We start from the raw sequence: 26,280 nt of genomic DNA, 5'->3' as shown, positions 1-26,280 counted from the left end.
CTACAAAAACGGCTGCGCAGCGAACAGGCGGGCAAGGTCGGTACCCGAGACGGCGTGTACCACTCATCCTCCAACGACTCCGCTCCGTCCATGCGCACCTGAAAACTGCTCGCCACGTTAGGTCGCCGCGCTAAGCGTCCTTGGCTTCGGCACGCTTGCGCGTCGCCGCCGCTTTCTTCGCGGCGGCCTTGCGTACGGCCGGGCCCTTGGTCTTTGCCGCCTTCTTTGCTGCCGTCGAACGGTCGCTGGCAGTGCGTTTTTTTGCGGCACGCGTGGTCTGTTTGGACCATGCCTTTTTCCCCACCGTCTTCTTGGCGGCAATGCCCTTGCTGGCGGTCTTGAGGGCTTTCTTGGCACCGGCCGAGCGCGTGGGCGACACCGGCTTTTGGGACGTTGCAGCGGCCTTGTCCTGTGCAGCTTTTTTCTTGGTGGCCTTGGACGCGGAACCGGGCGGTGCAACGTCCACGCCATCGCGGCGCGCCTTGGACAAGCCGATCGCAATGGCCTGCTTGGTGCTTTTCACACCGTGCGCGCCTTCGCGTACCTGTTCGGATTTCTTCTTTAACATATTCGCCGGCCTGGGTACTGGCCGCCTTTCCTTCGTGCTTGTCCTTGGAGGCAGCGCGGCGCGTCTTGGCCTGTGGCATGGCACTTCTCGGCTGTGGATGTCGGCTCGATGTAACAAGCGCAGCGTCAATGCACAGTGGGCGCGATACTCACCTGGCGTTGAAGCGTGCCTGGCGCCCCGCCACCACATGCACTTGCACAGCGACTGACCGCATCAGCGTCTCCCGCACAGACCTGTGCAACCGCCCGTCGACCACACTACGCCTCACCTGCCGGTAGCGGTTCGCCTTGCGCATCGTAGGCAGGCGGGTGATAGAAGTTGACGGTCTTCAGCGGTGTGTTCCCGGTATTGCGGATCTCGTGCGTCTCACTGCGCTCGATGGCGATCAGGCTGCCGGCCCGCAGTGCATGCGCCTGCCCCTCGATCACTGCCTCGCCGGTGCCGTCCACCACGTACAGCCATTGATCGGCACCACGGTGGCGATTGTCGGGCCCGCCTTCGCCCTGGCCCGGTGCAATCACCATTTCAGCGGCTTGCACCTGGCGCAGCGAAAACAGCACCTTGAATGCGTCGGTCAATGTCAGTTGTGCAATTTGCATAAGGCACTCCTCAGGTTGAGGCGATGCTGAGGCGATGCACGTCAACGTGCTGGCAACAATGCTCGGCGGTTGCGGCAATACCAAGCCCAAATGTGTTCAGGCAGATGTGCCTGCACGGGTAAATCCAATGTGCGGTCACCATCGAGTACATCGCGCAGCGCCCGTTGCGCCGGCGTGGGGCCGGTCAGTCCATCCAGTTCATCCGCACTCAACTGCACCGCGGCCCAGTCGTAGAGCCGATCGATACGCTGGGCCATCGCCGCCTGCAGCCAATCGCGCAACACGAACACGCGATACCCTTGCTGCTGCAATCCGGCCACGGCATGTTCCAATGCATCGCCCACGCCCCGAAACCATTCGGTATGCCCACCGGCCACTGCGCGGATCGCCATCGGCGCCGGTGCATTGTGCGCAAGCAGCGGGCGCCGCAGTTGCAGCTCGAGATCGCGTGCATCGCGCTCGTGCTCGGTTTCCACCAGCAGCCCCTGCTCCAGATCGAAAAAATCGAACCAGCGCGGATGCAGGCTACCGATGCGCCCCAACGGATCGCGCGAGAAACCGATCTTGCAATGGTCTTCCCACTGGCACGGGAACACATAGGTGAAGCAACGTCCGTCGATGGCCACTGGCGTGCTGCTACGTGCGCGCACGCTCATCGGCGGGCTGCATGCGCTTGGATCGGCTGCACCGCGTGCGCATCCTCCGGCATTGGTTCCCAGCCGAACACGCTGCGCCCGCCATAGCGATGCGAATCGCGACGTTCCTGCGCGATGTAGTTTTCCACCGTCGGCCCTTGTGCGCTGGCTTCGAGCCGACGCGCCTGTGCGTCCAGCCGCGCGATCGCCTGCAAGCGTTCGTCGTTGCCCAGTTTGGCCTGCTGCATCGCTTGCTTGAGTACGCCGATGGTGTGATCGAGCACGCGTGTGGGCACCGGGAACGGTTGCCGGTCCTTGCCGCCATGCGCAAGCGAAAAGCGCGCCGGGTCGCTGAAACGGCATGGGGTGCCGTGCATCACCTCGGCCACCATCGCCAGCGAACGCAACGTGCGCGCACCCACGCCAGGCACTTGCAGCAGCGCGGTGAAATCGCGCGGCCTGGCTTCGGCGGCGGCGGCAAGGCTGGCGTGCAGTCGTCGCGTGATCACGTTTTCGCTGCGCACGTCATGATGGTCGGGCATGGACAGATGCGGTTGTTGCGCCGGGTCCCAGGCGTGCCCGGCGAACAGATCGCCGGTGAGCGGAGCTTGCGTCGCAGGCGCCTCTACACCGGCAATTTGTTGCCATTGGCGTGCCAGCCGGTCCGGCGCTGTGCTGCGCAGCAGCTCCACCTGTGCATCGCGCGAGGCAGCGGCGCGGTGGTCGGCAAGATTGACGATGTTGCCTTGATGCGCGCCATCGATGGCAGCATGCGGCGCATCCACAAAACTGCTCAGGCCTTCGGAGAGCCAGTGATACCTGCGCGCCTGCTTGCGCTGCCCGTGCATGCCTTGCTGCACCACCACCCAGCGGCCGTCGTCGCTGACGATGAACCCATGCAGGTAGAGATCGAAGCCGTCCTGCACGGCAGTGCTGTCCACCTTGGCGACCAGGCGGCTGGCCTGTGCCAGTGCGGCGCCGTCCAGCCCGACCGCATCGCCCACTGCCAGCAATTCGGAAGGCGTGGCGCGCGAATGCCGGTCGCGCCCGCCACAGACATGAACGCCCAGTTCGCCGGCCAGCGGCGTCAACCCGCGCTTGAGCGCGCCGATCACGCTGGTGGTAATGCCGGACGAATGCCAGTCCATGCCCATGACCGCACCGAACGACTGAAACCAGAACGGATGTGCAAGCCGCCGCAACAATTCATCGCGCCCATAGCTGTGCACGATCGCCTCGCACATCACTGCGCCAAGCCGCGTCATCCGCTCAGCCAACCAATGCGGAACGCGACCGCCATGCAAGGGAAGATCCGCACTGCCACCACGCCGGCTCATTGCTGCCACCTTTTGTCCATGCGGGCAGGATAACGTCGGCACGTCGCAACAGCTGGGACACAAACGCGCTAACGCGTGCGGAAAGCTGACGAATTCAGCCTTGGCGCCAGTCGCAGCCGTGGTCACTTTGCGTTGACCACAGCGCCGTCAAGGTGGTGGTCCTTCTCCTCAGCCATCGCCACGGGGTTCGCGTGACTGCCACACCCGCCACTGCCCATGACACGACGCCGGCCACTGCCACCATCAGTGCGCCGACCTACCCGGTCAACCTGCGCATCAACGGTCAGCCTTATCACTTGCAACTCGAAGCCTGGGTGAGCCTGCTCGACCTGCTACGCGACCGCCTCGACCTCACCGGCACCAAGAAGGGTTGCGACCATGGCCAATGCGGCGCTTGCACGGTGCTGGTCGATGGCCGCCGCATCAACAGCTGCCTGACTCTGGCCGTCATGCAGGACGGTGCCGACATCACCACCGTCGAAGGGCTGGCCGACGGCGACGCACTGCATCCGCTGCAACGCGCCTTCATCGCCAACGACGCATTTCAGTGCGGCTATTGCACCCCGGGGCAGTTGTGCTCGGCGGTGGGCTTGATCAATGAAGGCAAGGCGCACGACCGCGACCAGGTGCGTGAACTGATGAGCGGCAATATCTGCCGTTGCGGTGCTTATCCGCAGATTACCGATGCCGTGATGGAAGTGCTGGGCAAGCCCAGCGACAGCAGCGACAGCGCGGCCACTCCGTGGACACCCGGGACGGTGCCGGCATGATTCCGCTCACCTACACACGCCCGGACACCGTCGATGCCGCACTCGGCGCTATTGCAGTGCGCAGCGGCGACGCGCAGCCGGTGCCCTCCGAGGCACCGGTACGCTTCATCGCCGGCGGCACCAATCTGACCGACCTGATGAAACTGCAGCTGATGCGACCCAGCAGCCTGGTCGACATCAATCGGCTACCGCTGGACAGCATCAGCACCCAACCCGACGGCGGCCTGCGCTTAGGTGCGCTGGCGCGCAATGCCGACACCGCGTATCACCCGGAGGTGGAGACGCGTTACCCCTTGTTGAGCGCGGCGATTCTGGCCGGCGCTTCGCCGCAGATCCGCAACATGGCCAGCAATGGCGGCAACATGCTGCAGCGCACGCGCTGCATGTATTTCTACGACCATGCCACCCCCTGCAACAAACGCGACCCGGGCGCCGGCTGTTCGGCCATTGGCGGGCTGACCAAATACAACGCCATTCTCGGCACCAGCGCGCATTGCATCGCCACGCACCCATCGGATATGTGCGTAGCATTGGCCGCGCTGGATGCAGTGGTGCATGTGCAGGGCGCCAAGGGCACACGCGACATTGCGTTCGCGCAGTTCCACCGCCTGCCTGGCGATCACCCGGAACTGGATAGCACCTTGGCGCCGGACGAACTGATCGTGCATATCGATCTTCCCGATGCGCAGCGCTTCGTTGCGCACAGCGCCTATCTCAAGATCCGCGAGCGCCTCTCCTACGCGTTCGCGCTGGTGTCGGTGGCGGCCGCGTTGGATCTGGCCGAAGACGGCAGCATCCGAGAGGTGCGCGTTGCCCTGGGCAGCGTGGCGCACAAACCCTGGCGCAATGCCGAGGCAGAGGCACAGCTGGTCGGCCAGCCGGCCAATGCCGACACCTTCGGCCGCCTGGCCGATGCGCTGCTGCAGGGCGCGCAACCGCAGGGCGAAAACGCCTTCAAGCTGCCGCTGGCACGCCGCGCCATCGTGCGCGCATTGAGCGTTGCGCGCGAGGGCACCATCGACAACCGCGGGCGCACCAGTGCGCTGGAGGAATCGCCATGAACGCACGCAGCCCCGACCTGTCCGACAGCGAGCTGACCCCATCTGTTGCCGACAGCGGCACCGGCTATCGCCCTACCGGCACCGGCGTCACGCGCATCGACGGACGCGCAAAAGTCACCGGCCAGGCCCGTTATGCCGCCGAATGGCCGGTGCCGGATCTGGCCTATGGCGTGGTGGTCAACAGCAGCATTGCCAAGGGTGAGATCGTTGCCTTCCATCTGGATGCAGCGCGTGCAGTCCCCGGCGTGCTGGAGATCGTCACCCACGAAAACCGCCCGCACATGCGCGGCATGGACCTGTTCTACAAGGACATGACGGCACCGGCCGGCTCGCCCTTCCGTCCCTTGTACGACAATAAGATCCTGTACAGCGGCCAGCCCATCGCGCTGGTGGTTGCCGAGACCTTCGAAGCGGCGCGCCACACCGCGCATCTGGTGGAAGTGGAGTTGTTGCAGGACCCGCACGACACCAATCTGATGACCAACCTGGACCGTGCACATACGCCCAAGCCGCTGAAGGCCGGATTTTCGCCGCCGCCCAAGGACAAGGGCGATCCGCAGAACGCGTTCGACAATGCTGCCTGCCAGGTACAGGCCGACTACTGCAGCGGCGTGGAGCATCACAACCCGATGGAGTTGTTTGCGTCCACCGTCATCCGCGATACCGACGGCCACTTCACCATTTACGACAAAACCCAGGGCTCGCAGAACAGCCGTTGGTATGTCTCGCATGTGTTTGGGCTGAGCAAGCGCAAGGTGACGGTGCGCAACCCGTACGTGGGCGGCGCGTTCGGCTCCGGGCTGCGCCCGCAGTATCAACTGCCGCTGGCGGTGATGGCGTCGATCCTGCTGGATCGCTCGGTGCGTGTGGTGCTGACGCGGCAACAGATGTTCACCTTCGGCCACCGCCCGGAAACGCTGCAGCGGCTCAAGCTCGGCGCAGACCGCGATGGCACCTTGCGCTCCATCTGGCATGAAGCGATCGCCGAAACCTCGCGCATCGAAGACTATGTGGAGGTAGTGGTCAACTGGAGCGGCCAGTTGTACGCCTGCGACAACGTGCACCTGGGCTACAAGCTGGTGAGTCTGGACCAATACAGTCCGATCGACATGCGAGCGCCCGGCGCCGCGCATGGGGTGCACGCGCTGGAAGTGGCGATGGACGAGCTGTCCTATGAGGTCGGCATCGATCCGTTGGCGCTACGCCTGAAGAACTACGCCGAGGTCAATCCGGCCGACCACAAGCCCTACTCCACCAAGGCGCTGCGCCAGTGTTACGAGCAAGGCGCCGAGCGCTTCGGTTGGGCGCAACGTCCCTTGCAACCGCGCGCGCGCAAGGAAGGCAGCGAATGGCTGGGCTGGGGCATGGCCACCGGGCAATGGGATGCGATGCAGATGTTCGCGCGCGCACATGCGGTACTGCATGCCGACGGCCGTTTGGTGGTCAGCAGCGCGGCCAGCGATATCGGCACCGGCACCTATACGGTGATGGCGATGATCGCTGCCGAGGCCTTGGGTCTGCCGCTGGAACAGGTGAGGTTTCAACTTGGCGACTCCACCTTGCCGGTTGCGCCGATCGAAGGCGGCTCCTCGCATGTCACCACGGTGGGCTCGGCAGTGGATGGCGTGTGCGGCAAGCTGCGTGGCCGGTTGCTACGGCTGGCACAGGCCCTGCCGGAGTCGCGTTTCGCCAAGGCCAAACCAGACGATGTGGTCTTTGCCGACGGCAAGCTCGCATTGCGGGCCGATGCCGGCAGCGCCATCGCCTTGACCGACTTGCTGCGCACCGCAGGGCTGGAGCAGATCGAAGACAAATTCCTGCTGCTGCCGAACGTACTCAAGCAACGCAAGTACACCCGTGCCACGCATGGCGCCGTGTTTGTGGAAGTCCGGGTGGATGAGGAGCTTGGCACAGTGCGGGTCACCCGCGTGGTCAGCGCAATTGCCGCCGGGCGCATCCTCAATCCGATCACCGCACGCAGCCAGATCGTTGGCGGCGTGGTCTGGGGCATTGGCCAGGCGCTGCACGAGCACACCCAATCGGACCATCGCTTCGGCCGTTTCATGAATCACGACCTGGCGCTGTATCACGTCTCCGCCAACGCCGACATCCACGACATCGATGTGATCTTCGCGGACGAAGACGACCTCGTCGTGAGCAGCCTGGGGGCGAAAGGTGTCGGCGAAATTGGCCTGGTCGGTGTTTCGGCGGCCATCTGCAACGCCATTTTCCACGCCACCGGCAAGCGCATCCGCAGCACGCCGATGACGCCGGACAAGGTGATGGCGGACTGACCTGCGTGGCACGTTGCGCCTGTATGGATGCATGGCGCAGCGATAAGATAGCTTACGAAAACGTGCCGCTTCTCTCATTGGTCACGACGATGGGCCCAATGCATTCGGTGCACTGGGCCCATCGTGTTATCGCAGCGGTGCAGCGTCGAGTGTGAGCGGTGCTGTAAATGCCAGTCGCCGCATCAGCGTCGCGCGGACTTCTTCTTGCCTGATGCCTCGCCAGCACCTATGCGCACCGTGGCCACGGCCATGGTGATCTGGCCGGCAACAGCCGCCTCAAGACCGACTCGTTGTTGGCCGACGCTTTCAGGCTGGTTGGTCGCAAGCGGCAGGATTTGGTCGAGATCTTCGGCCGACATTACGCTGCCTCTGCACACATGCGGGCGCAACAGCTGCACCAGCGTGTCTTCCAGCTGCTGGTAAAGCGCATCCAATGCTTCGGGCGCATGCACGCCGCAATTGCTGACCAGTGCCGTTTTCCGAATCGACCACCGCCGCTACGGCTTCAACCACCCATATATCGAACAGATGTCGTAGTTCGGTCTGCAGGTCCTATGTGTCGCGCACGCGGTTTCGGCCACTTATCAGTTCCGCTGTCGCGCGACCAGTGGCGAAGAACGCCGCCGAATGACAAACCCCAGCCTGCCGCAGGTCGTGGAGCGCTGCGCCTTCGATCACCCGCTATCCAAGCGCTGCAGACCACAGGTAGCAGCCGCGCGCAGTGCCGACGTGGCGCTGCTGGCGCCCGGTGAGCCGCTGAGCTATTCCGGCCACAACGCCGACCTTGGAGCGAGGCCTGTTCGATGGGTGGGTGGCACAGTCGACCGACGCTACCGGTTGTGTCGGCCAGTTTTGAACAGCTGACCTGATGCACGCTGCGATGACCAGCGTGCTGCGCGGGCCGTCGGCACGGTCCGTCTATGTGGTCGCTACGTCGCGATCACCCTCGGCTACACGCGCCTGATTGACACTCCAACCCGCGGCGCCCCGCCGCTGGTCTCGCGCCCTCCTGTCATGCAGCACACCCGCGCATCGCATGTACGCCTGCGCGGTCAGGACGGCATTCAGGCGTGCCCGGCGCACCAGGCTCATTGCTTATCGGCCAAGGTGATGTCATCGCCAGCATCGGCCGCTGGCGCGGCATCGTCGCCGGAGCGTGCGCTCAACATTGCCAGCATGGCAGCCCGCGCCTCCTCACCGAGGTCGTGCGCACGTGTCATGGTTTGCCGTGCTGCACGTGTCTGTGCATCGATGTCGCCTAACGCATCGGCTTCTTCAGCCAGCCTGGCGCGCACGCCGTGCGCTAACGACACCAGCGCACCGATGCGATCGCGTGTCTCTGCCGATTGCTGCTGGATCCTGTTCAGCTTCGTTTGCGCCTCTTCGATTGCCCGTACCGCCTCATCCTCGCTGGCGGTGTCGTTCGCCGACGCATCGGTGCTCGTGGCCTGCATTTGCAATACACTCAGCGCTTGGCGTCGGATGTCGGCATCGCGCTCGGCATCTTCGACAGACTGACGCCCTAGCTCAGACACGCGCTGCAGATCCTCCAGACGCTGCAACAGGTCGTCCAACCTGTCGTCCAGGTCCTGCAGTTGCGCCTCTTGCGCGTCATACGCCTCCGCGGTGTGACGCAGAAGGTAGTCGATCGCTGCAATCAAGGACGACTCGCTTTGTGCAGCCTGCCGCAGTAATTCGAACCCATGCTGAGCTACCGCAATCTCCTCCATTGCGCTGCGCCCGGCCATCAGCTGACTTAGGCGACCGTGCGCTTGGTCAAGCGCGTGCTCGGCCTGTGTCACCACCTCCCTGCAGGCGTGCAACGACCCAAGCGCTTGGCGCAAGCTCCACGGCGCGATCGCCGCTTCGGTGATGTCCTCGCCTGTTGGCGCAAGTCTGGCCAGCAAGCGGTCGATGCGTTCGCCTGCCTTGGCCTGTGCGAGCTCCACTGCCTCCATCAACGCAGCGCAGTTGCGGCGCTGCGCATCAACTCCAAGCGTTTGTTCTTCCAGGCGTGCCAATTCGCGCGTCAGCGCGCGTAGATGTGGGCCCTCCGGCAGCGTGCCCGTCTGCAGATACCGTTCAAATGCAAGCTCGCGCGCCTCCTGTAACCCTGGGCGCTCGCCCCGCGGAGAGACCGTGCCCGGTTGCGGCACTTGCGCCCGCTCAGGTTGCCCAAGCGCCTGCACGCCGGCCTGCTGCAGGCGGTCCAGCGGGCGGCGCAGCGCACGCGCACCGGCTTCGAGGACTTCCGCCCCTTCGATGCGGTCGTACAACCCGTAACGGAACTGAATCTCCGCCTCGAACAACTGGTGCGAGGCGACCGCAGTCGACGCCACATTGAGCAGCGGCAGACCGATACGGCTGGTGACCGGATTTTCGTCGGTATTATGAACGGCGATGGCCGCAAGCCGGTACAGATCCGGCGATTGCTGCGCAGCAACGAGAACGTCCTGCCAGGACATCCCGTCGCTGGACGCCGGCAATCCCAGTGCCACTGCGGCCTGCGCATGCTGCCTGGCGGCCAGCGCGTCGTTGATCGCCACCATCGCCTGCGGCCGCATCTCAAACACGAAACGAACCTGATTGACATACGGGATGTCCTTGAATCTGCGCAACACCTCATCCAGCCCGGGAATCTTGCGTCGTATCTCGGCAACGTCGCGCATCTTCTCGCCCAGCGCGCGGTGGCCGATGGCATGACTGATTACCGCGTCGAGCGATTCGCGTCCGAACATGTTGATCTCTACGCGGGCGCCGGGAATCACGCGCGCCCGCTGCTGGATGGCTGCAGCATCCTCCTGCCGCAGCTGATGCAGCATGTCGACCACTGCCGCGCGCTCGGCCGCCGTACCGCCTTTCCATAGCGATACCGCCGCTGCACCAGTCGCTTGCGCGGCGAGCGTCCGCTGTCGCGCCAGGGCTGCTCCGCCGAGTGCTGCGCCAGCTTCGATGGCCAGCGCGCCGGGACCCTGGATACGTTCGAGCGCCTTGCGCAGCAGCACACTGCGCTCTTCCGGCGTGGACGGATACTCCATCGCGCCCAGTTCGGCGCTGCTTTCTGGAAAAACGGCCTTGAGACGTGCGCGCAACGTGTCCCATCGATGCCGCGTCACTGGCTGCGCGGCATGCGTATCCAGGGTGCGCTTGTAGCTGGCAGTGCCCAATAACGGACCGGTGCGCGTATCGTCCAGTATTGCGTCGGTTGGCAACTGCACGTCGCTAGACGCCATCCGCATACCGGCCAGCTGCAGCGTGCCGGCACCGGTGACGGCATTGACCAGCCGTTTGAAATTGCGTCCCAGTACCGAAGTGAATGCGCCACCTAAATTGATGCCGGCATTGACCTCGGCATTGATGCCGATGCGACCCTGAAATTCCAGGCCGATGATGTCTTGCCAGGCGTGGTCCAGATGCAATTCCATCTGGCTCCATTGCACACCGATCTGCGCCGTCATGCCGAACGGCACCGATACCGCAATCGCGCTGCGCGGACTGCCGGTGGCTGCGCCCTGTGCGGTGGGCTGCTTCGCACCGAAGGGATGCCTGACCGCCAGTGGATGCACAGCCACGTTGACGTTGAAGTTGAGCGACGCGTTGATGTTGGTTTCGAACAGATCCAGGCCGATCGCCCCATCATTCACGCCTGCGCGCAACAGGCGGGTGGTATCGCCGGCGTACCGGTCGAACAACAGTCTGGCAAATTCGGGGATGGTGTCCGGCGACAGGATGACTGCCGCGCCAACGCCATGTTGATAGGTTCCCCCCACGCCGAGATTGGCCGCGCCGCCCCAGGTTGCAGACACTGTTGGCCCCGGGGCGTCCACATACACATGTCCGCCGGTCACCGGGCCCGGTTCAAGATCGATGCTCAGGCCTGCGGTTGCGGACGCGGTAGCTTTTGCGTGGCGCACGAAGAAGGCCACCAAGCCCGCGTCGCCGTCCTTCGAATCGCCGATGCGCTCGACGCCCAGCGCGTGGATGGCCTCCCCCCCCATACCGACATTGATCGGATTTACATGCATCCATTGCACCGACCCCAGCGAGCCGCGCAGCTCGGCCGAGCGCACCCGAGTTGAGAAGAAGGTGCTGCGATTGAACAGATCCTGCAGCACATCGATCATGCGCGACGCCATTTCATCCGGGGCGCTCCCCGGCGGCAGGCCAAGACTCTTGAGCAACTGCAGCTGGCGGGCGCTGCCGGGCGTAGTGACCTCCGCCCGAAAGGTCGACACCACATCATCGAATGCCTCTAGTTCGTGCCAGGACGACAACCCCAACTTGGCCAGCGCATGCAGCCCTGACTGCTGCCGCCTGGCGTCGGCTGCCTCCAGCGCCTGCGCGTCGGCGACGCGCAGCAGCGCATCGTACTCAACCAAGCCTGCGAGCAGGCAGGCGCTGCGCAGCGCATTCGGCACATCTGCTGCGTTGCCGGCTTGATCCTGTTGGGCCGGCAAGGCGACCTGGGCGGTCTTGAGCCGATGGACGACCTCACGCAACTCGGCAAGCAGCGCATGCTCGATGTCGCTCAATGCCTGCGGATGTAACGATGCGCCACCAGCTAGCGCAGCGATGCAACGGTCAACTGCGGGCAGCAAATCGTGGGCTTGCCGGGGCCTCACGCGCCTAGCCGCGGAATGCACCCGCCGCCAAAGTTCGGCGACGCGATAGCTGGGATTCGAACTTGTCCGCTGGATGGAGGCACCGTCCGCCATGGAAAAATCGGCGGCCAGCGCGCCATCGCGGAATCCGATCTTGCGCAGATCGCGCAACAGCCCGGCCAAGGCCGTTTCGCGCAAGGCCAGCAGGCGCGCATTCTGTTCAGGCGAAAGCCCATCAACCGGTTGGCGCGGAGACGCCGCAGCGGCAATACGCACCTCGGCCAGGACAGGCAAGCTGTCGAACAGTTCCAGCGCAAGCGACTGGGCCTGCATCGCCTCCTGGCGGAAGCCGGCAAGCCGCTGTTGCTGCGGAGTGGATGGCTGTCTCACGCCGGTCCATCCGGCCAGCGTGCGCACAGCACCTCCGACCATGTCTGTCATCACTTGCGCGAGCGCGGTGGCCTGAGCGCGACCACTCTCGACCAGGACCTGCGCATTCGAGCTCAAACTTAACGGATCAGTGGACGTCGTGCCCAGCAAGGTCGTGCTGATCGCCGCGTCGTGGTCGGGCGTACTGATCCGACTTGCCTGCTGCTGGTTTATGTGGGCATTGGTACCGGACTGGGTACTGGCAGCGGCGACTTCCTCGGGTGACGGAGACGCGGCAACGCGTGCCGCCAGGAGGGTGCCATCTGCAGCCGTCATTGCTGGCAACACGGCGTGCCAACGCGCGCCCAGCTGCACCTGAAGTCGCCCGGTACGCGTACTGCGCAGCCCACGCGGTGGCGGTAGCGTCTGTGGCAAGGTGATCTGCACCGCATCCCACTGCCCGTGTTCTGCAAGCCGGTATAGCTGCACAGGCCCTTTATGAGGGTGGTCTAACGCATACAGCACATCGTCCAACCCGACCGCGATTGCCAGCGGGCATTGCAGCGGGGGGATGCTGCCGCGGTTGCCTTCCGCATCCACCTTGAGCAACGTTCCCGAAGCCGTCATCACTACCGCGCTGCGATCTGCATGCACTGCCGCCTGGACGATCTCTTCGTCAAAACGGGCGATTGGCTTGCAGCGCACCTCCACCACATCCGGCACCACGATGAGCGGCCCACCGGAAGGCGTGGTGGGCACCGCATCGGCCGCCAGCCAGGTGGTCCGCCCGGGAAGCGTGATGTCGACCAGTTGCGGCGGCGCAGCCAGCAACGCAAACACCGGCCGACGGTCGACGAAGCCACGCGCTCCGGTATGCAACGAGACAACGCCGGTGAGTGGAGCGCCATCGGCAAGCTTTAGCCGCTCCCATGGCTGGTCTGGCGCAGGCGAGTAGTGCAGCACCCCGTCCAGATGCCCCAGCCGGGCATGTCCATCCAGCACCACCGGCGACTGTATCGCCTCATCGGCGAGCAGCTGCAGCCCTTCGCTGCGCATCAGCAGAAGCGGGCGGTCGAGCATGAACGCCGGCTGGAATCTCGCTTGTCCTGCCGGCCGTTGCAACGCGATGCGGTGCCCGGTGCTGTCTTCCAGCACAAGATGCACACCGTTGTCGGTGGCAAGCCCGATGGACGTGACCGCCCATCCCTGTGAGCGCTCCAGCCGATCCGGCAGGGTCAGGCGCCGTGCAGCGATCGGCCCGGTTCCGCGCAGATCCGCCTCATACACGCGCCCCTTGTCATCGAGCATCAGCGCGATGCCGGCGTCAGGATGCGGCAGCGGCAACACATCGACCGGCACCGCAGGCGTCGGCTCGAAGGCTGGGTCGCCAGGCACCGGACGCAACAACTCCACCACCCGGTCGGGCATATCCTCATCGCAACGCCGGAACAGGCCATCATGCAGCAGGCATGGCCTGCCATCGGCATCGAAACGAAGCACGGCGCCGTCCGGTAGATCTCCGACGCTGACGGATATCTGATCACTGCCGGCGCGCCAGCAGTGAGCACCCGCCTGCAGATACACAGCGCCATCGGCCTGCAGGCCGAGCATGCGGATATCGGCAGCTGCACCGCACGCGGCAGGCAGCGGAACCGGTACCCAGCGCCCACGCGCATCGGCGCGATGCAGCTGGTTGGCACGACAGGTGAAACACTGACCATCGGTCGCCTGCCAGATACCGGTCAGCAGGCCAATCGGCGGCTCGGCAAGCTGGCTGGCGATCTGGTCGGCGGTCGGCGCTGTGCCGGTGCGGCGTTCGACGTCCGGATGCACGGTCAGCCCCGCGATCAGTAAACCTGGCGTTGTGGTGAAGAACGCCTCGTTGCGTGGCATCCGCGGGTCCTTGGGATCGGCCACATAGCGCAGCAGACGTCCACCGCCGCCTAGCGGCGATTCGCTCTGGACCGCCGGCCGCCGCGCAAGACAAGCGTCAATCATGCGAGCGACCTCGCTATCCGACGCGGAGGCGCCGTCGAGCTGCACGCCGGCACGTCGGCCGTGCTGCGACGGGGAACTGCGCAGGCGGACCGCGGTGGTTGAGGTGCTGGATGCGCCTCGCCTTACCGACAAGGCGCCGAGCGCATGCGCCGGAGGCTCAGGGAAAGGCGGCCGCGGTGAGACTGTGGTCGGCACTGACGCGTCGGCCGAATCTGGTGCCGGCAGCGACCGAGACGCACTTGAGGAAGCGATGGAGTGTGATGTGGTCATCGAAATATCCAAAAAAGATGGGATGCTCGGCGCGACGTCTGTAGGGCGACGTCTCACTCAGTGTGAAGTCACACAGATGTGCGTTCCGATCAGGCACGCACATGGATGCCTGAGAGTGCGCGAAGCATGCGTAGGCAATCCATTCGGCTTGATCGGCAAAACTCAATGGCGCGGGCAACGCCCAGGCCCTCAATTGGCGCACTGACGCATGGCTAGTTCAGGCCAGACGGCGAGCCCGCCAGAGACGCGAACTCACGCGGGCGCTGGCAACCTCAGGGTGTACACGCAATTGAAGACGCTCACGCCCCGAGCGTGACGCTGTTGCCTTGCTGTGATTAAGCGCATGTCGTCCTCCCTCCCAGAAGAAATGACATCCGTCAGGATGTATCGTTGCGGACACGTCGGCCATCCAACGTCCCGCTGCTCTCCTCTTAAGGTAGTGCGCTGAGCATCGCTCGGAATGTCGAATGCGAAGCGCCGCGCGCAATGGCGAAACGTGGCGCACTCGAATTCCGACCGTATCGATCAGTTGCGACCTGCGTCGCCTAAACGATCAACGGCGCAAGAAATGCAGCTGTTCGGCTCTTGACGTGTTGAGCCACCGCCGCCGGCGTGCCTGCGACAACCACGTTGCCGCCAGCGTCACACGCGCCCGGCCCCATATCCAGCACCCAGTCGCTGCTGGCGGCCACGCGCATATCGTGTTCGACCACGATCACCGTGTTGCCTGCATCGACCAGCCCTTGCAACTGGGCCATCAAGGTGTCCACGTCGGACGGATGCAGGCCGGTGGTCGGTTCGTCGAGCACGTAAACGGTGTCGCGTCGCTGCGCGCGTTGCAGTTCGGTCGCCAGCTTGATGCGCTGCGCTTCGCCACCGGACAGTTCGGTGGCCGGCTGGCCAAGACGCAGGTAGCCCAGCCCCACTTCGCGCAACACCTGCAACGGGCGCAGCACGCTGGCATCGTCGGCGAAGAAACTGGCTGCCTGATCCACCGTCATTTCCAGCACCTGCGCGATGTTGCGACCGCGCAGTTCGATCTCCAGCGTCTTGGCGTTATAGCGGGCGCCGTGACAGGTGGGGCACGGTGCGTAGACGCTGGGCATGAACAGCAATTCCACATACACCGAGCCTTCGCCCTCGCAGGTGGCACAGCGGCCCTTGGCGACGTTGAAGGAGAACTGCCCCGGGTCGTAGCGACGCCGACGTGCGGCCGGCGTGGCCGCAAACAGCTTGCGCACCGGATCGAACAGCCCGGTATAGGTGGCCAGGTTGGAGCGCGGCGTGCGGCCGATGGGTTTTTGATCCACGCGCACGAGCCGGCGTACCTGATCCAACCCGGCGACAATCGCGCCGCCCAACGGTACCTGCGTGCCGCGCTCCAGCGGATCCAAGGCTTCTTCATCCTCTGCCTGTGCTTGGCCCAGATGGGCGGCCAGCAGCTCTACCAACGCCTGGCTCACCAACGACGATTTGCCCGAGCCGGACACGCCGGTCACGGTGGTGAAGACACCCAATGGCAGATCCACATCCAGCGCGCGGACGTTGTTGCGGGTGATGCCGCGCAGCTGCAGCCGACCGCTTGCCGCGCGCGCATGGCCGTGCACCTGTGGCGGTGTACCGAACAGATAGCGCCGTGTGGACGAGGCCCGCACCTGCTCCAGTCCTGCGGGCGGGCCGCTGTAAAGCACCTGCCCGCCCTGCACGCCGGCTGCCGGGCCGACATCCACGATCCAGTCTGCATGGCGGATCACGTCCACTTCGTGTTCGACCACGAAGACCGAATTGCCCGCCGCCTTGAGTTGATCCAACGCACCCAGCAGCGCCTGCGCATCGGCGGGATGCAAGCCGGCCGATGGTTCGTCCATCACGTACACCACGCCGAACAACTGCGAGCGGATCTGCGTGGCCAGCCGCAGCCGTTGCAACTCGCCCGGCGACAAGGTGGGCGTGCTGCGCTCCAGGCTGAGGTAGCCCAGACCCAGCGCCTGTACGACAGCGATACGCGCGCGCAAATCCGCAGCGATGCGTTGCGCAGCGATCACTTGTTCCGGATGTTGGCGCACACCCTTGCACGTATTTTTGGATGGCGCGGCTTCGGCGGCGGGGCGCAACAGCTCGACCACGTCGTCCAGCGGGCGGCGCGACAGCTCACCGATATCCAGCCCGGCGAAGGTGACAGACAAGGCCTCGCGGCGCAGGCGCTTGCCGTCGCACTGCGGGCATTGCGTGCTGAGCAAATACTGCGCCACGCGCTTTTTCATCTGCGCGCTCTGCGTGGTGGCAAAGGTGTGCAGCACATAACGCCGCGCACTGGTAAAGGTGCCCATGTAGCTGGGCTCCTCCTTGCGCTTGAGGGCGCGTTTTACTTCGTCCAGGTTGTAACCAGCGTAGACCGGCACCACCGGCTGTGCGTCGGTAAACAGGATCCAGTCGCGGATCTTCTTCGGCAACGTATGCCATGGCACATCCACGTCATGGCCCAGCGTGGTGAGGATGTCGCGCTGGTTCTGCCCATGCCATGCGCCCGGCCAGGCGGCGACCGCGCGGTCGCGAATGCTCAGGCTGCGATCCAGTACCATGGTCGCTTCGGTGGCGTCATAGATGCGCCCCAGCCCGTGGCAGGTCGGGCATGCCCCCGCAGGCGTGTTCGGCGAAAAACCGTCGGCGTAGATGATCTCCTGCCCCGGCGGGTACTGGCCCGCACGCGAATAGAGCATGCGCAATGCGTTGGAGATGGTGGTGACGCTGCCCACCGACGAGCGTGCGCTGGGCGCGCCGCGCGCCTGCTGCAAGGCCACCGCCGGTGGGAGCCCATCGATGGAATCCACCTCCGGCACGCCGACCTGGTCGATCAGGCGCCACGCATACGGCGAGATCGAATCCAGATAGCGCCGCTGCGCCTCGGCAAAGATGGTGCCGAACGCCAACGACGATTTGCCCGAGCCGGAAACGCCGGTGAACACCACCAACGCATCGCGCGGGATATCCACGTCCACGTTCTTGAGATTGTGCTCGCGTGCGCCGCGCACGCACACCAGGCCAGTGGAAGACGTCGCGTTTGACATGACTACCGAAATCAGAGATCGACAAGGCGCCAGCCTAGCGCGCGCAACATGCAGCCGGTGTCAGCGATGGTGATCGAGCGCAGGCAACACCTGGTGGACCCGGCGCTACAGGTCGCCTTGCGTGACGAGCCGCACGCGACACGCGTGCGTCAGATGGATGTGACAGCACGCAGCCACCTCTTTGCGTGGTACCTGCCGCTGCCGCGCGTAGGCCGCCCCGCCCTCCCGGGTGTGCAGCCGTTTCTCAGCGCTGCTCAGCCCAGCGCATGCGCCGGCGCCACGTGCTCGCCGGTGTCGGCCAGGGCATGCATGCGCATCACCACGCCACTGAACAGCCGCGCGGTGGCGGCATTGCGCGTACGGAAGACCTCTTCCAGCGCGGCGTAATACCACAGGGTGCCTTCGCGCCCGGCAGTGAACACATTGAAGATGTCCTGACCGACGGCAGGGTTTTCCAGGTCCTGCACGATGCTGCGCGCGTTATAGAGCTTGTCGCAACCGGACACCAGCAGCGCGCGCTCGGGCGTTTTGCGCAGGTGCGCAAGATAGGTCTGCTTGCGCTCGCGCCAATCGCGCTTGCGTGCGCGCTGGCTGTTGTCCACCTCGGCCTTGTTTTCGGCAGTGGCATCGGTGCAAGCCATGACGATATCGGCCACCGCATCGCCGAACTGCGCACGGATCGAGGCCTCGTGCCCGCCACCGCAGTCTTCCACCACATCGTGCAGCAGGCCGGCGATGGCTTGCTCCTCATCGCCGCCACATTCCAGCACCAGCGTCGAGACGCCCAGCACATGACTCAGGTAGGGGACCTGCGTGCCCTTGCGCACCTGGCCGGCGTGCGCGATGCGCGCGTAGTCCACGGCCAGGGCGTAGCGTTCGGTGAGAGCGGTCATGGGGCATCCGATGCGAGCGATGGGGCTAGTATCGCCGAGCCCGACTGCCGACAGGTGAGGACACCGCCATGAGTGATTCAGGCGTAAATGCTGCGCGATCGCGGCCGATAGGTCTAGGCTGCACCTACGCCATTCGATGACCCAACGCCATGACCACGCTTCCTGTCTGCAACGCCTGCCGCGATGGCCAGGACTTCCCCACCGCGATCACCATGGCCTTCCAGCCGATCGTGGACGTGTCCACTCGCAGCATCTACGCAGGCGAGGCACTGGTGCGCGGCATCAACGGCGAGTCGGCCGGCAGCATCCTGGCCGCAGTGGATGAGCGCAATCGCTACGCATTCGACCAGGCCTGCCGCATCAAGGCCATCGAATGCGCTGCGCAGATCGCCTTGCCGGCGCTGCTGTCGATCAACTTCATGCCCAACGCGGTCTATAACCCCGAGCATTGCCTGCGCGCCACGCTGTCGGCCACCGCGCAATACGGCTGGCCGCTCAACGCCATCATCTTCGAGGTCAGCGAGCAGGAACATCTCACCGACCCGACGCATCTGCTCGGCATCCTGCGCACCTACCAGGCGCGCGGCATGAAAACCGCCATCGACGACTTCGGCGCCGGCTATGCCGGGCTCGGCCTGCTGGCCGAGTTCCAGCCGGATCTGCTCAAGCTGGACATCGCCCTGGTCCGCGGTATCGACACCGACCGCAGCCGCCAGGCCATCGTCCGCCATGTCACCCGCATGTGCGAAGAACTGGGCATCGCCGTCATTGCCGAAGGCATCGAACAAGCCGACGAATACCGCACCCTGCGCGACCTGGGCATCCACCTGCAGCAAGGCTATCTGTTCGCCAGACCGCAGATCGGCGTGCTACCGCAGGTGCACTGGCCGCAGTGAATAGCGCGCAAGCGTATAACCTGGGTGCGCACGCAACTTACTCAGCGGGCACAACGCGCAGTCGCAAACGCACAATGTCCCAACGTAGAAGAAATCGAACGCGCGGAAACCGCTCCTAACGATTCCCCAACTCCGATTCCCGATTCCCGGCGCCGCCTCGCAAGCCAGCAGTGACCGCCGAACACCACGCGGCGCCGCTCACACATACCGCGGAATCGGCCCCAACTGCGGCGTCTGATCCGGCAGCTCCACTTCCACGTCGTCCACATAGCACCAGCCCCAGCCTTCGGGCGGGTCGTAGCCTTCGATGATGGGGTGGCCGGTGGCGTGGTGATGCGCGGTGGCGTGGCGGTTGGGCGAGTCGTCGCAACACCCGACATGGCCGCAACTGCGGCACAGGCGCAGATGCACCCATGCGCTATCGATGGCCAGGCATTCTTCGCAGCCGCGCGCACTTGGCGTGACCTCCTTGATTTGATCGGTATGGCGGCAGTGCTGGCTCATGCGCTGGTCGACTCCTGGGTGGCGCTGGCAAGTTCGGAGACCGGCACCGGGTTGGCCTGATGTGCGAGGTACTGATGGATCTGCGCGACCACGGCGGCGCCCTCGCCCACTGCAGCGGCCACGCGCTTGACCGAGTGCGCACGCACGTCACCGATGGCGAACACGCCAGGGCGATTGGTTTCCAGCGGCAGGCACGCCGGCACGCCGTCGCCACGCGCGGTGCCGGTCATGACAAAGCCGCGCTTGTCGGTGTCCACGCAGTCCTGCAGCCAACCGGTGTTGGGGTCTGCGCCGACGAACAGGAACAGGAACAGGTGCCGCAGCTCCACGCGCGCAGTTGCACCGTCCTTGCGCGTGCGCAACACCGCAGCCTGCAGGCCGCGCTCGGGGTCGCCTTCCAGCGCGGCCACTTCGGTGCCGGTGTGCAGGTGCACGTTCGGCAACGCGGCGATGCGTTCGATGAGGTATTGCGACATCGAGGCTTCCAGCCCATCGCCACGAATGATCAGGTGCAGTTCCTTGACCCGCGGCGCCAGGAACGCCACCGCCTGCCCTGCGGAGTTGCCGCCGCCCACCAGCGTCACCACGCCGCCTTCGCACAGGCGTGCCTCCACCGGCGAGGCCCAGTACGAGACACCGTGGCCTTCGAAGCGATCCAGCCCCTCGATCTGCGGGCGCCGGTAACGGGCACCGGAGGCGATCACCACCGTGCTGGCCAGCAACTGTTTGCCATCGGCAAGGTCCAGCTTCAGCGCGCCATCGTCGCGGCCGCATTCCAGCGTGGCCGCTTCGATCGGAATCGCCAGTTCCGCGCCGAATTTCAGCGCCTGGTTGTACGCGCGCCCGGCCAGCGCCTGCCCGGAAATGCCGGTGGGAAAGCCGAGATAATTTTCGATCCGCGCCGAAGCACCGGCCTGCCCGCCGATGGCGCGCTGGTCCAGCACCAGTACCGACAAGCCTTCGGATGCGGCATACACCGCCGTCGCCAGGCCGGCAGGGCCTGCGCCCACAATCGCCACGTCGTAGCGTTTGTCCGGGTCGATGTCCGGCGTCATGCCCAGGCAATGCGCGGCTTCGGCATCGCTGGGCTGACGCAGCACGCGCCCGCTCGGGCACACCATCACCGGTAGATCGTGCTCCTGGATGCCCAGGCGCTCCACCAACGCGCGGCCTTCCTCGTCGGAGACATCCATCACCGTGTTGGGATAGCCGTTGCGGGTCAAAAAACCCTGCAAACGGGTCAGATGCGGGTCGTCCGGCGCGCCGATCAGCACCGAACCGGACGCATCGCCCTCGATCAGCCCGACGCGGCGCAGGATCAACGCGCGCATCATCACGTCGCCCACTTCGGCCGAACTGATCATCAGCGCCCGCAGATGCGCGGTATCGAAGGGCAGCGCCAGGCAGCCGTCAGGCCCGGCACGTCCGGCCGCCAGCGACGCGCGCCCGGCCAGCTGACTCACCTCGCCGGTGAACTGGCCGGGCGTGTGCCGGGTGATCGGCTTTTCGTTGCCCAATCCGTCGCGACGCACCACCTCGATGGCGCCCTCCAGCACTACCCACACCGGCGCGTGGGCGTCGCCGACCTCGAACACGGGGTCGCCCGCGCCGAACCGTTGCGCCGGCCCGCTCGCGAAGCGCCGGGTGATCGACAGCTGGCCCGCGTCCAGCTCGGGAAACATCTGATGGTGGCGGGTCTGGTCCAAAGACATGGAGGGGCGACGCAGCTAGGGGATCACATGCAAGCATGGGCAGTGGTGATGGCAATGGCAATCACCCGAAATGGTCACGCATCGCCGCGACAGCGTGCAGACGCCAGGCAAGCGTACGCGAGCGAGTGCTGTGGCCTTTCAGTCGCATGCGGCTGATTGAAGACTGCACGCGTTCGGCGTGAGGACATCCAGCGCGCGAATAACTTAGCGAGCAATCGTCAGGCCGGGGGCGAACCGCGTATGGCAAACGAAGCTAGGCGTGGTGCATTCCGCATGGAGGAACGACCGTGGGTGTCTGGCGGCTTCACAAGCGTTTTGTGAGCTGCCCGATCAATCGAGCCCAAGCCTGTGCCCTACGACTGCACAGGCTCCCAATGTGAGCCATGCTGCCCGGCCGCCATGCGCTGGGCCGGGCGCACGCGAAACACCACGCTGATGCGCTCGCCCACCGCGCGCGTGTTCTTGGCAATGCCGTGCGCGTGCGTGTGTTGCGAGGCGTGGCTCATCGCCAGCAGGCTCCCAGGTGCCAGCTCGAGCGCAACCGCCCGCGTGCTGCCGTCCTTGGCGCGCAGTTGCATCCGGCGCGGTGCCCCCAGCGACAGCAGCGCGATCGGCTGCGGCGCCACCAGCGTGTGCAGCGCGTCGTGATGCATTGCCACGCTGTCGCGCCCATCGCGGTACAGATTCAAGCCCACCGCGTTGTACGGCGCCGGGAGCACCGCCTGCACCGCATCGAGCAAGCGCTGCAGCGGCAATCCCGCAGGCCAATGCGTCATCCAACCGATACGAGGCCGGCAGGCGCGGCACGTCCACCACCCGGTCGTACATTTCGCGGCGCTGGCTGCGCCAACAAGCCAGTGGCTGGACCAACTACTCCACCTTTTCGCTGTGGGACACCTACCACGCCTTGCATCCGCTACTCACCTTGGTGCAGCCAGCGCAACGCAGCAGCGATGTCGTCAGTTCCCTGCTCGCCTCGCGTCGCGAAAGCGCCTACGGCATCCTGCCGATATGGGCCTTCCACGGCCTGGAAACCTGGTGCATGATCGGCTACCACGCGCTACCGGTAATTGCCGACGCGTACATGAAAGGCATCGGCGGCTTCGATGCAGACGAAGCCCTGCAGGCCATGGTCGCCAGCGCCAACTACGGCCCATACGATGGCATTGCGCAATACCGCGAGCTGGGCTACGTGCCTATCGACGAAGAAGGGGAAGCTGCCTCCAAGACGCTGGAATATGCCTTCGACGACTGGACCATCGCGCGCATGGCCGACAAGCTCGGCAAGCTCGCCATCGCCGCAGAATTCAACAAGCGCGCCGTCAACTGGAAGCATGCCTTCGACCCGGCCACCGGCTACATGCGCGCGCGCACCCGCGCCGGCAACTTTCGCGAACCGTTCGATCCCTCCGCCAGCGGCTACGGCAGCGACTACACCGAAGGCAATGCGTGGCAATACTCCTGGTACGTGCCGCAGGACGTGGCCGGGCTGGCTGCCGCGCATGGCGGCGACGACAAATTGCTTGCCCGTCTGGATGCGGTGTTCGATGCCAAGGTGGACCCGAAGATCTTCGAGCACATGGAAGACATCACCGGCCTGATCGGCTGGTACGCACACGGCAACGAACCCAGCCACCACGTCGCCTATCTCTACGCATACGCAGGCCAACCGTGGCGCACGCAGGCGCGCCTGACCCAGATCATGCGCAGCCAGTATCATGCCGGCCCGCAACGCCTGGCCGGTAACGACGACCTCGGCCAGATGTCGGCCTGGTACGTGTTCACCACGCTGGGCTTCTACCCGGTGGCGCCCGGCAGCAACCAGTACATCATCGGCCGCCCGTTCCTGCCGCACGCCACGCTCAACCTGCCCAATGGCAAACGTTTCTCGATCATCGCCGAAGGCTTGAGCGATGCACGCAGCTACGTCGGCAGCGCCACGCTCAACGGCAAACCGCTGACCCGCGCTTACGTGACACACGAGGAAGTCCAGGCCGGCGGCGGGCTGCGTTTCCGCATGCAGGCGACACCGAATCCGCAATGGGCCACCGACCCGACACAGCGGCCGTATTCGATGTCGACGCAGGTGCAATGATCCGAAGCCATTGCGAGGTGTAGCCCCTGGGTGATCCTGTAGGGCTGCAAGCCCGCCGGAAATGAGGGCGACGCGCACCTTTAACCCAAATGCCCGCTACGTTTCGTTAACAGCCCCTGGCAGTGGCTTCGCGTCCTGCCCCAGTCGCAGATCCACATGCGCAAGCCGCATGCATCGCGTTCCACCACCGCTGGCAGGCTGCCAGCGGTGCGGGCGCCGTCGATTCCTGCACAACGCATGCGCTTGTCCCCGTCAGGTTCTGTTGTGACGTCCTCGATGCCGAGTGGCTTGCCTTGCATGCACCGCCGTCACGCATTCACACGATGCACAACTTTCGTTCACCGTTACGCATCGCCCCGCTTTCGACACTGGCCGCCATCGGTACGCACGGTTAGTGCGTGCCTGCCCTTGCCCCAATGCAGGAGAGCGTGCATGTCCAGCACCAAGAACCAGTACGAAATGCAGAACCCGCTGACCCAGTTTCCGCAGCCGCAATTCCCGGAACAAACCCAGCAAGCGCCAGGCACCATCCATGAGCTGCAGCCCAAGGCGGACCACGGCGAGCAGAGCTACAAGGGGTTCGGTCGTCTGCAGGGCCGCAAGGCGCTGATCACCGGCGCGGATTCCGGCATCGGGCGCGCCACCGCCATCGCATTTGCACGCGAAGGTGCGGATATCGTGCTCAATTACCTGCCGGAAGAAGAACAGGACGCAGCCGAAGTCGTGCAACTGATCCAGGCAGAAGGCCGTAAAGCCATCAGCATTCCGGGCGACCTCAAGAACGAAGCGTTTTGCACCCAACTCGTGGATCGGGCGGTGAAAGAGCTCGGCGGCCTGGATGTACTGGTCAATATTGCCGGCAAACAGACTGCCGTGAAAGATATCGCAGACATCACGACCGAGCAGTTCGACGCCACCTACAAGACCAACGTCTATGCGATGTTCTGGCTGTGCAAGGCCGCTATTGCGCATTTGCCGCCGGGTGCCTCCATCATCAACACCGGTTCGATCCAGTCGTATCAACCCTCGCCTACCCTGCTCGACTACGCCTCCACCAAGGCGGCCATCGTCAACTTCACCAAGGGCCTGGCGCAGCAGATCGCAGAGAAGGGGATTCGCGTCAATGCGGTCGCGCCTGGCCCGGTGTGGACGCCGCTGCAGCCCAGCGGTGGCCAGCCGCCGGAAAAGATTCCCGATTTCGGCTCTGAGACCCCGCTCAAGCGCGCTGGCCAGCCAGTGGAGATGGCGCCGCTGTATGTGATTCTGGCGTCGCAAGAATCGAGCTACGTCACTGGCGAAGTCTTCGGTGCCACCGGCGGCCTGCTGCTGTCTTGAGCCACCCCGGCGCCGAGTTTCAACGCGATGCCACCGGCGCCTTGCCGATCGCCGCCTATGCGGCGATTGGCGATGGGCGCTCGGTGGCGTTATGCGCTGCAGACGGCAGCATCGATTGGTGGTGCGTGCCGAAGATGGACTCGCCGCCATTGTTCGACCGCCTGCTCGATGCAGGCGATGGCGGCTATTTCGCCCTCACACCGCAACAGCTGCAGCACGTGCAACGCCGCTATCGCGACGGCAGCAACATTCTCGAAACGACCTTCAGCACCGCAACCGGCAGCGCACGTGTGACCGAGTCGCTCAACAGTGGCGAAGCCGGACGGCTGCCATGGTCGGAACTTGCGCGCCGCATCGAAGGCATCGAAGGCCGCGTTGTCTTCGACCTGATCTACCGGCCCGGCACACGTGCCGGAGAAGCCACACCCTGGCAAAGCGAAACACCCAACGGCCGTGTGCATCACGTCGGCCCGCTCATGACCATGCTGCGGCACGACATGGATGCAGCGCAGCTGTTGCGGTGCGACGACCGCGGCGTGCATGCCACGCTGGCGATCCATGCAGGCGACACCCAGGTTGTCGCATTGCTGGCCGCCGAAGAAGATGCGCTACCGGTGCCCGCGCTGGAAGACATCGGCGGGCGCATCGGGCGCAGCGACCAGGAGTGGCGCGAATGGAGCGGCAACCTGGCCTACGGAAACAGCTACCACGATGCGATGGTGCGCTCTGCGCTGGCGCTCAAGTTCCTGTGGTTCTCACCTACGGGCGCCATCGCTGCTGCGGTCACCACCTCATTGCCCGAGCAGATCGGCGCACACGGCAATTGGGACTATCGCTACGCATGGGTTCGCGATGCCGCCTACACCACCAAGGCGTTCCTGCGCGTGGGCGCCTTGGCCGACGCCAAGGCCGCGTTTAGCTGGTTGATGCGCACCATCCGCCAGCATCGGCCCGGCGTGCGCCCCTGTTACACCCTGGATGGCGCGTTGGTGCCCGACGAGCGCGTGATCGACATTCCCGGCTACCGCGACACGCGCCCGGTGCGCGTGGGCAACACCGCCAACAACCAGCTGCAGCTGTGCCTGTACGGCGATATCTTCGAAATGGCCGCGCGCTTCCTCGATGCCGGACACATCCTGGACCAGCAAACCGCACGCCAGTTGTTCGAGCTCAGCAACGAATGCGCAGACACATGGATGCGCAAGGACGCCGGCTTCTGGGAACTGGAAACCGCCGAGCACTACACCATGTCCAAAGTGGAATGCTGGCTGGCGC

At 65.0% G+C, this 26,280-nt stretch carries 15 protein-coding genes and 3 pseudogenes; 7 read left to right on the top strand and 11 right to left on the bottom strand.

Features of this window, described 5'->3' with window-relative positions; all coding sequences use genetic code 11:
• Positions 1 to 130 precede the first annotated feature (130 nt).
• The 4 genes and pseudogenes from XAXN_RS03200 to XAXN_RS03185 form a co-directional block, all read right to left on the bottom strand.
• Positions 131 to 647: pseudogene (locus XAXN_RS03200) on the bottom strand (DUF6496 domain-containing protein).
• A 178-nt stretch (positions 648 to 825) separates the two neighbouring features.
• Positions 826 to 1,167, bottom strand: coding sequence for a cupin domain-containing protein (locus XAXN_RS03195; RefSeq protein ID WP_054318468.1), 342 nt, complete (start codon positions 1,165 to 1,167; stop codon positions 826 to 828).
• 41 nt (positions 1,168 to 1,208) lie between these two features.
• On the bottom strand, positions 1,209 to 1,823 hold the full coding sequence (locus tag XAXN_RS03190) for a GIY-YIG nuclease family protein (protein ID WP_054318467.1): 615 nt from the start codon (positions 1,821 to 1,823) through the stop codon (positions 1,209 to 1,211).
• Positions 1,820 to 3,139 (bottom strand): DUF763 domain-containing protein, encoded by a 1,320-nt coding sequence (locus XAXN_RS03185; protein ID WP_054318466.1) that lies wholly within the window; start codon positions 3,137 to 3,139, stop codon positions 1,820 to 1,822. The genes XAXN_RS03190 and XAXN_RS03185 overlap by 4 nt, the downstream gene beginning before the upstream one ends.
• A 191-nt stretch (positions 3,140 to 3,330) precedes the next feature.
• Here XAXN_RS03185 and XAXN_RS03180 point away from each other — a divergent pair, with 191 nt between their 5' ends.
• The 3 genes from XAXN_RS03180 to XAXN_RS03170 are packed head-to-tail and all read left to right on the top strand — an operon-like array spanning position 3,331 to position 7,264.
• A complete protein-coding gene (locus XAXN_RS03180) occupies positions 3,331 to 3,909 on the top strand; it encodes a (2Fe-2S)-binding protein (RefSeq protein ID WP_054318465.1) in 579 nt (192 codons plus the stop codon).
• Positions 3,882 to 4,970: an FAD binding domain-containing protein gene (locus XAXN_RS03175; protein WP_054318464.1), complete on the top strand. Its 1,089-nt coding sequence runs from the start codon at positions 3,882 to 3,884 to the stop codon at positions 4,968 to 4,970. The genes XAXN_RS03180 and XAXN_RS03175 overlap by 28 nt, the downstream gene beginning before the upstream one ends.
• On the top strand, positions 4,967 to 7,264 hold the full coding sequence (locus XAXN_RS03170; protein ID WP_054318463.1) for a xanthine dehydrogenase family protein molybdopterin-binding subunit: 2,298 nt from the start codon (positions 4,967 to 4,969) through the stop codon (positions 7,262 to 7,264). Before XAXN_RS03175 ends, XAXN_RS03170 begins: the two co-directional genes overlap by 4 nt.
• 182 nt (positions 7,265 to 7,446) lie before the next feature.
• Here XAXN_RS03170 and XAXN_RS22360 read toward each other — a convergent pair whose 3' ends face one another.
• The 4 genes from XAXN_RS22360 to XAXN_RS03145 all read right to left on the bottom strand — a co-directional run bounded on the left by XAXN_RS22360 (position 7,447) and on the right by XAXN_RS03145 (position 18,463).
• Positions 7,447 to 7,623 carry a hypothetical protein gene (locus XAXN_RS22360; protein ID WP_167694748.1) on the bottom strand — a complete coding sequence of 59 codons (177 nt, stop codon included), beginning with the start codon at positions 7,621 to 7,623 and terminating at the stop codon, positions 7,447 to 7,449.
• Positions 7,624 to 8,352: 729 nt separating this feature from the next.
• On the bottom strand, positions 8,353 to 14,364 hold the full coding sequence (locus tag XAXN_RS03160; RefSeq protein ID WP_134980600.1) for a coiled-coil domain-containing protein: 6,012 nt from the start codon (positions 14,362 to 14,364) through the stop codon (positions 8,353 to 8,355).
• 683 nt (positions 14,365 to 15,047) lie between these two features.
• Complete coding sequence (locus XAXN_RS03155) at positions 15,048 to 17,570, bottom strand: excinuclease ABC subunit UvrA (RefSeq protein WP_054318460.1); 2,523 nt, start codon at positions 17,568 to 17,570, stop codon at positions 15,048 to 15,050.
• A gap of 254 nt (positions 17,571 to 17,824) precedes the next feature.
• Positions 17,825 to 18,463, bottom strand: coding sequence for an HD domain-containing protein (locus XAXN_RS03145; RefSeq protein ID WP_054318459.1), 639 nt, complete (start codon positions 18,461 to 18,463; stop codon positions 17,825 to 17,827).
• Between the two features lie 149 nt (positions 18,464 to 18,612).
• Here XAXN_RS03145 and XAXN_RS03140 point away from each other — a divergent pair, with 149 nt between their 5' ends.
• Positions 18,613 to 19,359: an EAL domain-containing protein gene (locus XAXN_RS03140; RefSeq protein ID WP_054318458.1), complete on the top strand. Its 747-nt coding sequence runs from the start codon at positions 18,613 to 18,615 to the stop codon at positions 19,357 to 19,359.
• A 198-nt stretch (positions 19,360 to 19,557) separates the two neighbouring features.
• On the opposite strand, the gene XAXN_RS03135 is transcribed toward XAXN_RS03140, so the two are convergent.
• From XAXN_RS03135 to XAXN_RS03125, 3 genes and pseudogenes are all read right to left on the bottom strand, one after another.
• Positions 19,558 to 19,863 carry a UBP-type zinc finger domain-containing protein gene (locus tag XAXN_RS03135; RefSeq protein ID WP_054318457.1) on the bottom strand — a complete coding sequence of 102 codons (306 nt, stop codon included), beginning with the start codon at positions 19,861 to 19,863 and terminating at the stop codon, positions 19,558 to 19,560.
• On the bottom strand, positions 19,860 to 21,575 hold the full coding sequence (locus tag XAXN_RS03130; RefSeq protein ID WP_054318456.1) for an FAD-dependent oxidoreductase: 1,716 nt from the start codon (positions 21,573 to 21,575) through the stop codon (positions 19,860 to 19,862). Before XAXN_RS03130 ends, XAXN_RS03135 begins: the two co-directional genes overlap by 4 nt.
• Positions 21,576 to 21,928: 353 nt before the next feature.
• Positions 21,929 to 22,430, bottom strand: a pseudogene (locus tag XAXN_RS03125) (alpha-ketoglutarate-dependent dioxygenase AlkB); the annotation flags it as partial.
• Between XAXN_RS03125 and XAXN_RS03120 the strand changes: the two are divergent.
• The 3 genes and pseudogenes from XAXN_RS03120 to XAXN_RS03110 all read left to right on the top strand — a co-directional run.
• Positions 22,426 to 23,670 (top strand): annotated as a pseudogene (locus XAXN_RS03120) (GH92 family glycosyl hydrolase); the annotation flags it as partial. The pseudogenes XAXN_RS03125 and XAXN_RS03120 overlap by 5 nt on opposite strands.
• Positions 23,671 to 24,102: 432 nt before the next feature.
• Positions 24,103 to 25,005, top strand: a complete 903-nt coding sequence (locus tag XAXN_RS03115) for an SDR family oxidoreductase (protein ID WP_054318455.1) — start codon at positions 24,103 to 24,105, stop codon at positions 25,003 to 25,005.
• Positions 25,002 to 26,280, top strand: a 1,279-nt coding sequence (locus tag XAXN_RS03110) for a glycoside hydrolase family 15 protein (protein WP_054318454.1), incomplete at its 3' end; no start/stop codon positions are given. The genes XAXN_RS03115 and XAXN_RS03110, both read left to right, overlap by 4 nt.

This window comes from Xanthomonas axonopodis (genome assembly GCF_001304695.1).
Taxonomy (GTDB): Bacteria; Pseudomonadota; Gammaproteobacteria; order Xanthomonadales; family Xanthomonadaceae; genus Xanthomonas; species Xanthomonas axonopodis.
The sequence above is the reverse complement of the archived record's forward strand: the minus strand, read 5'-3'. Positions and strand labels throughout refer to the sequence as shown.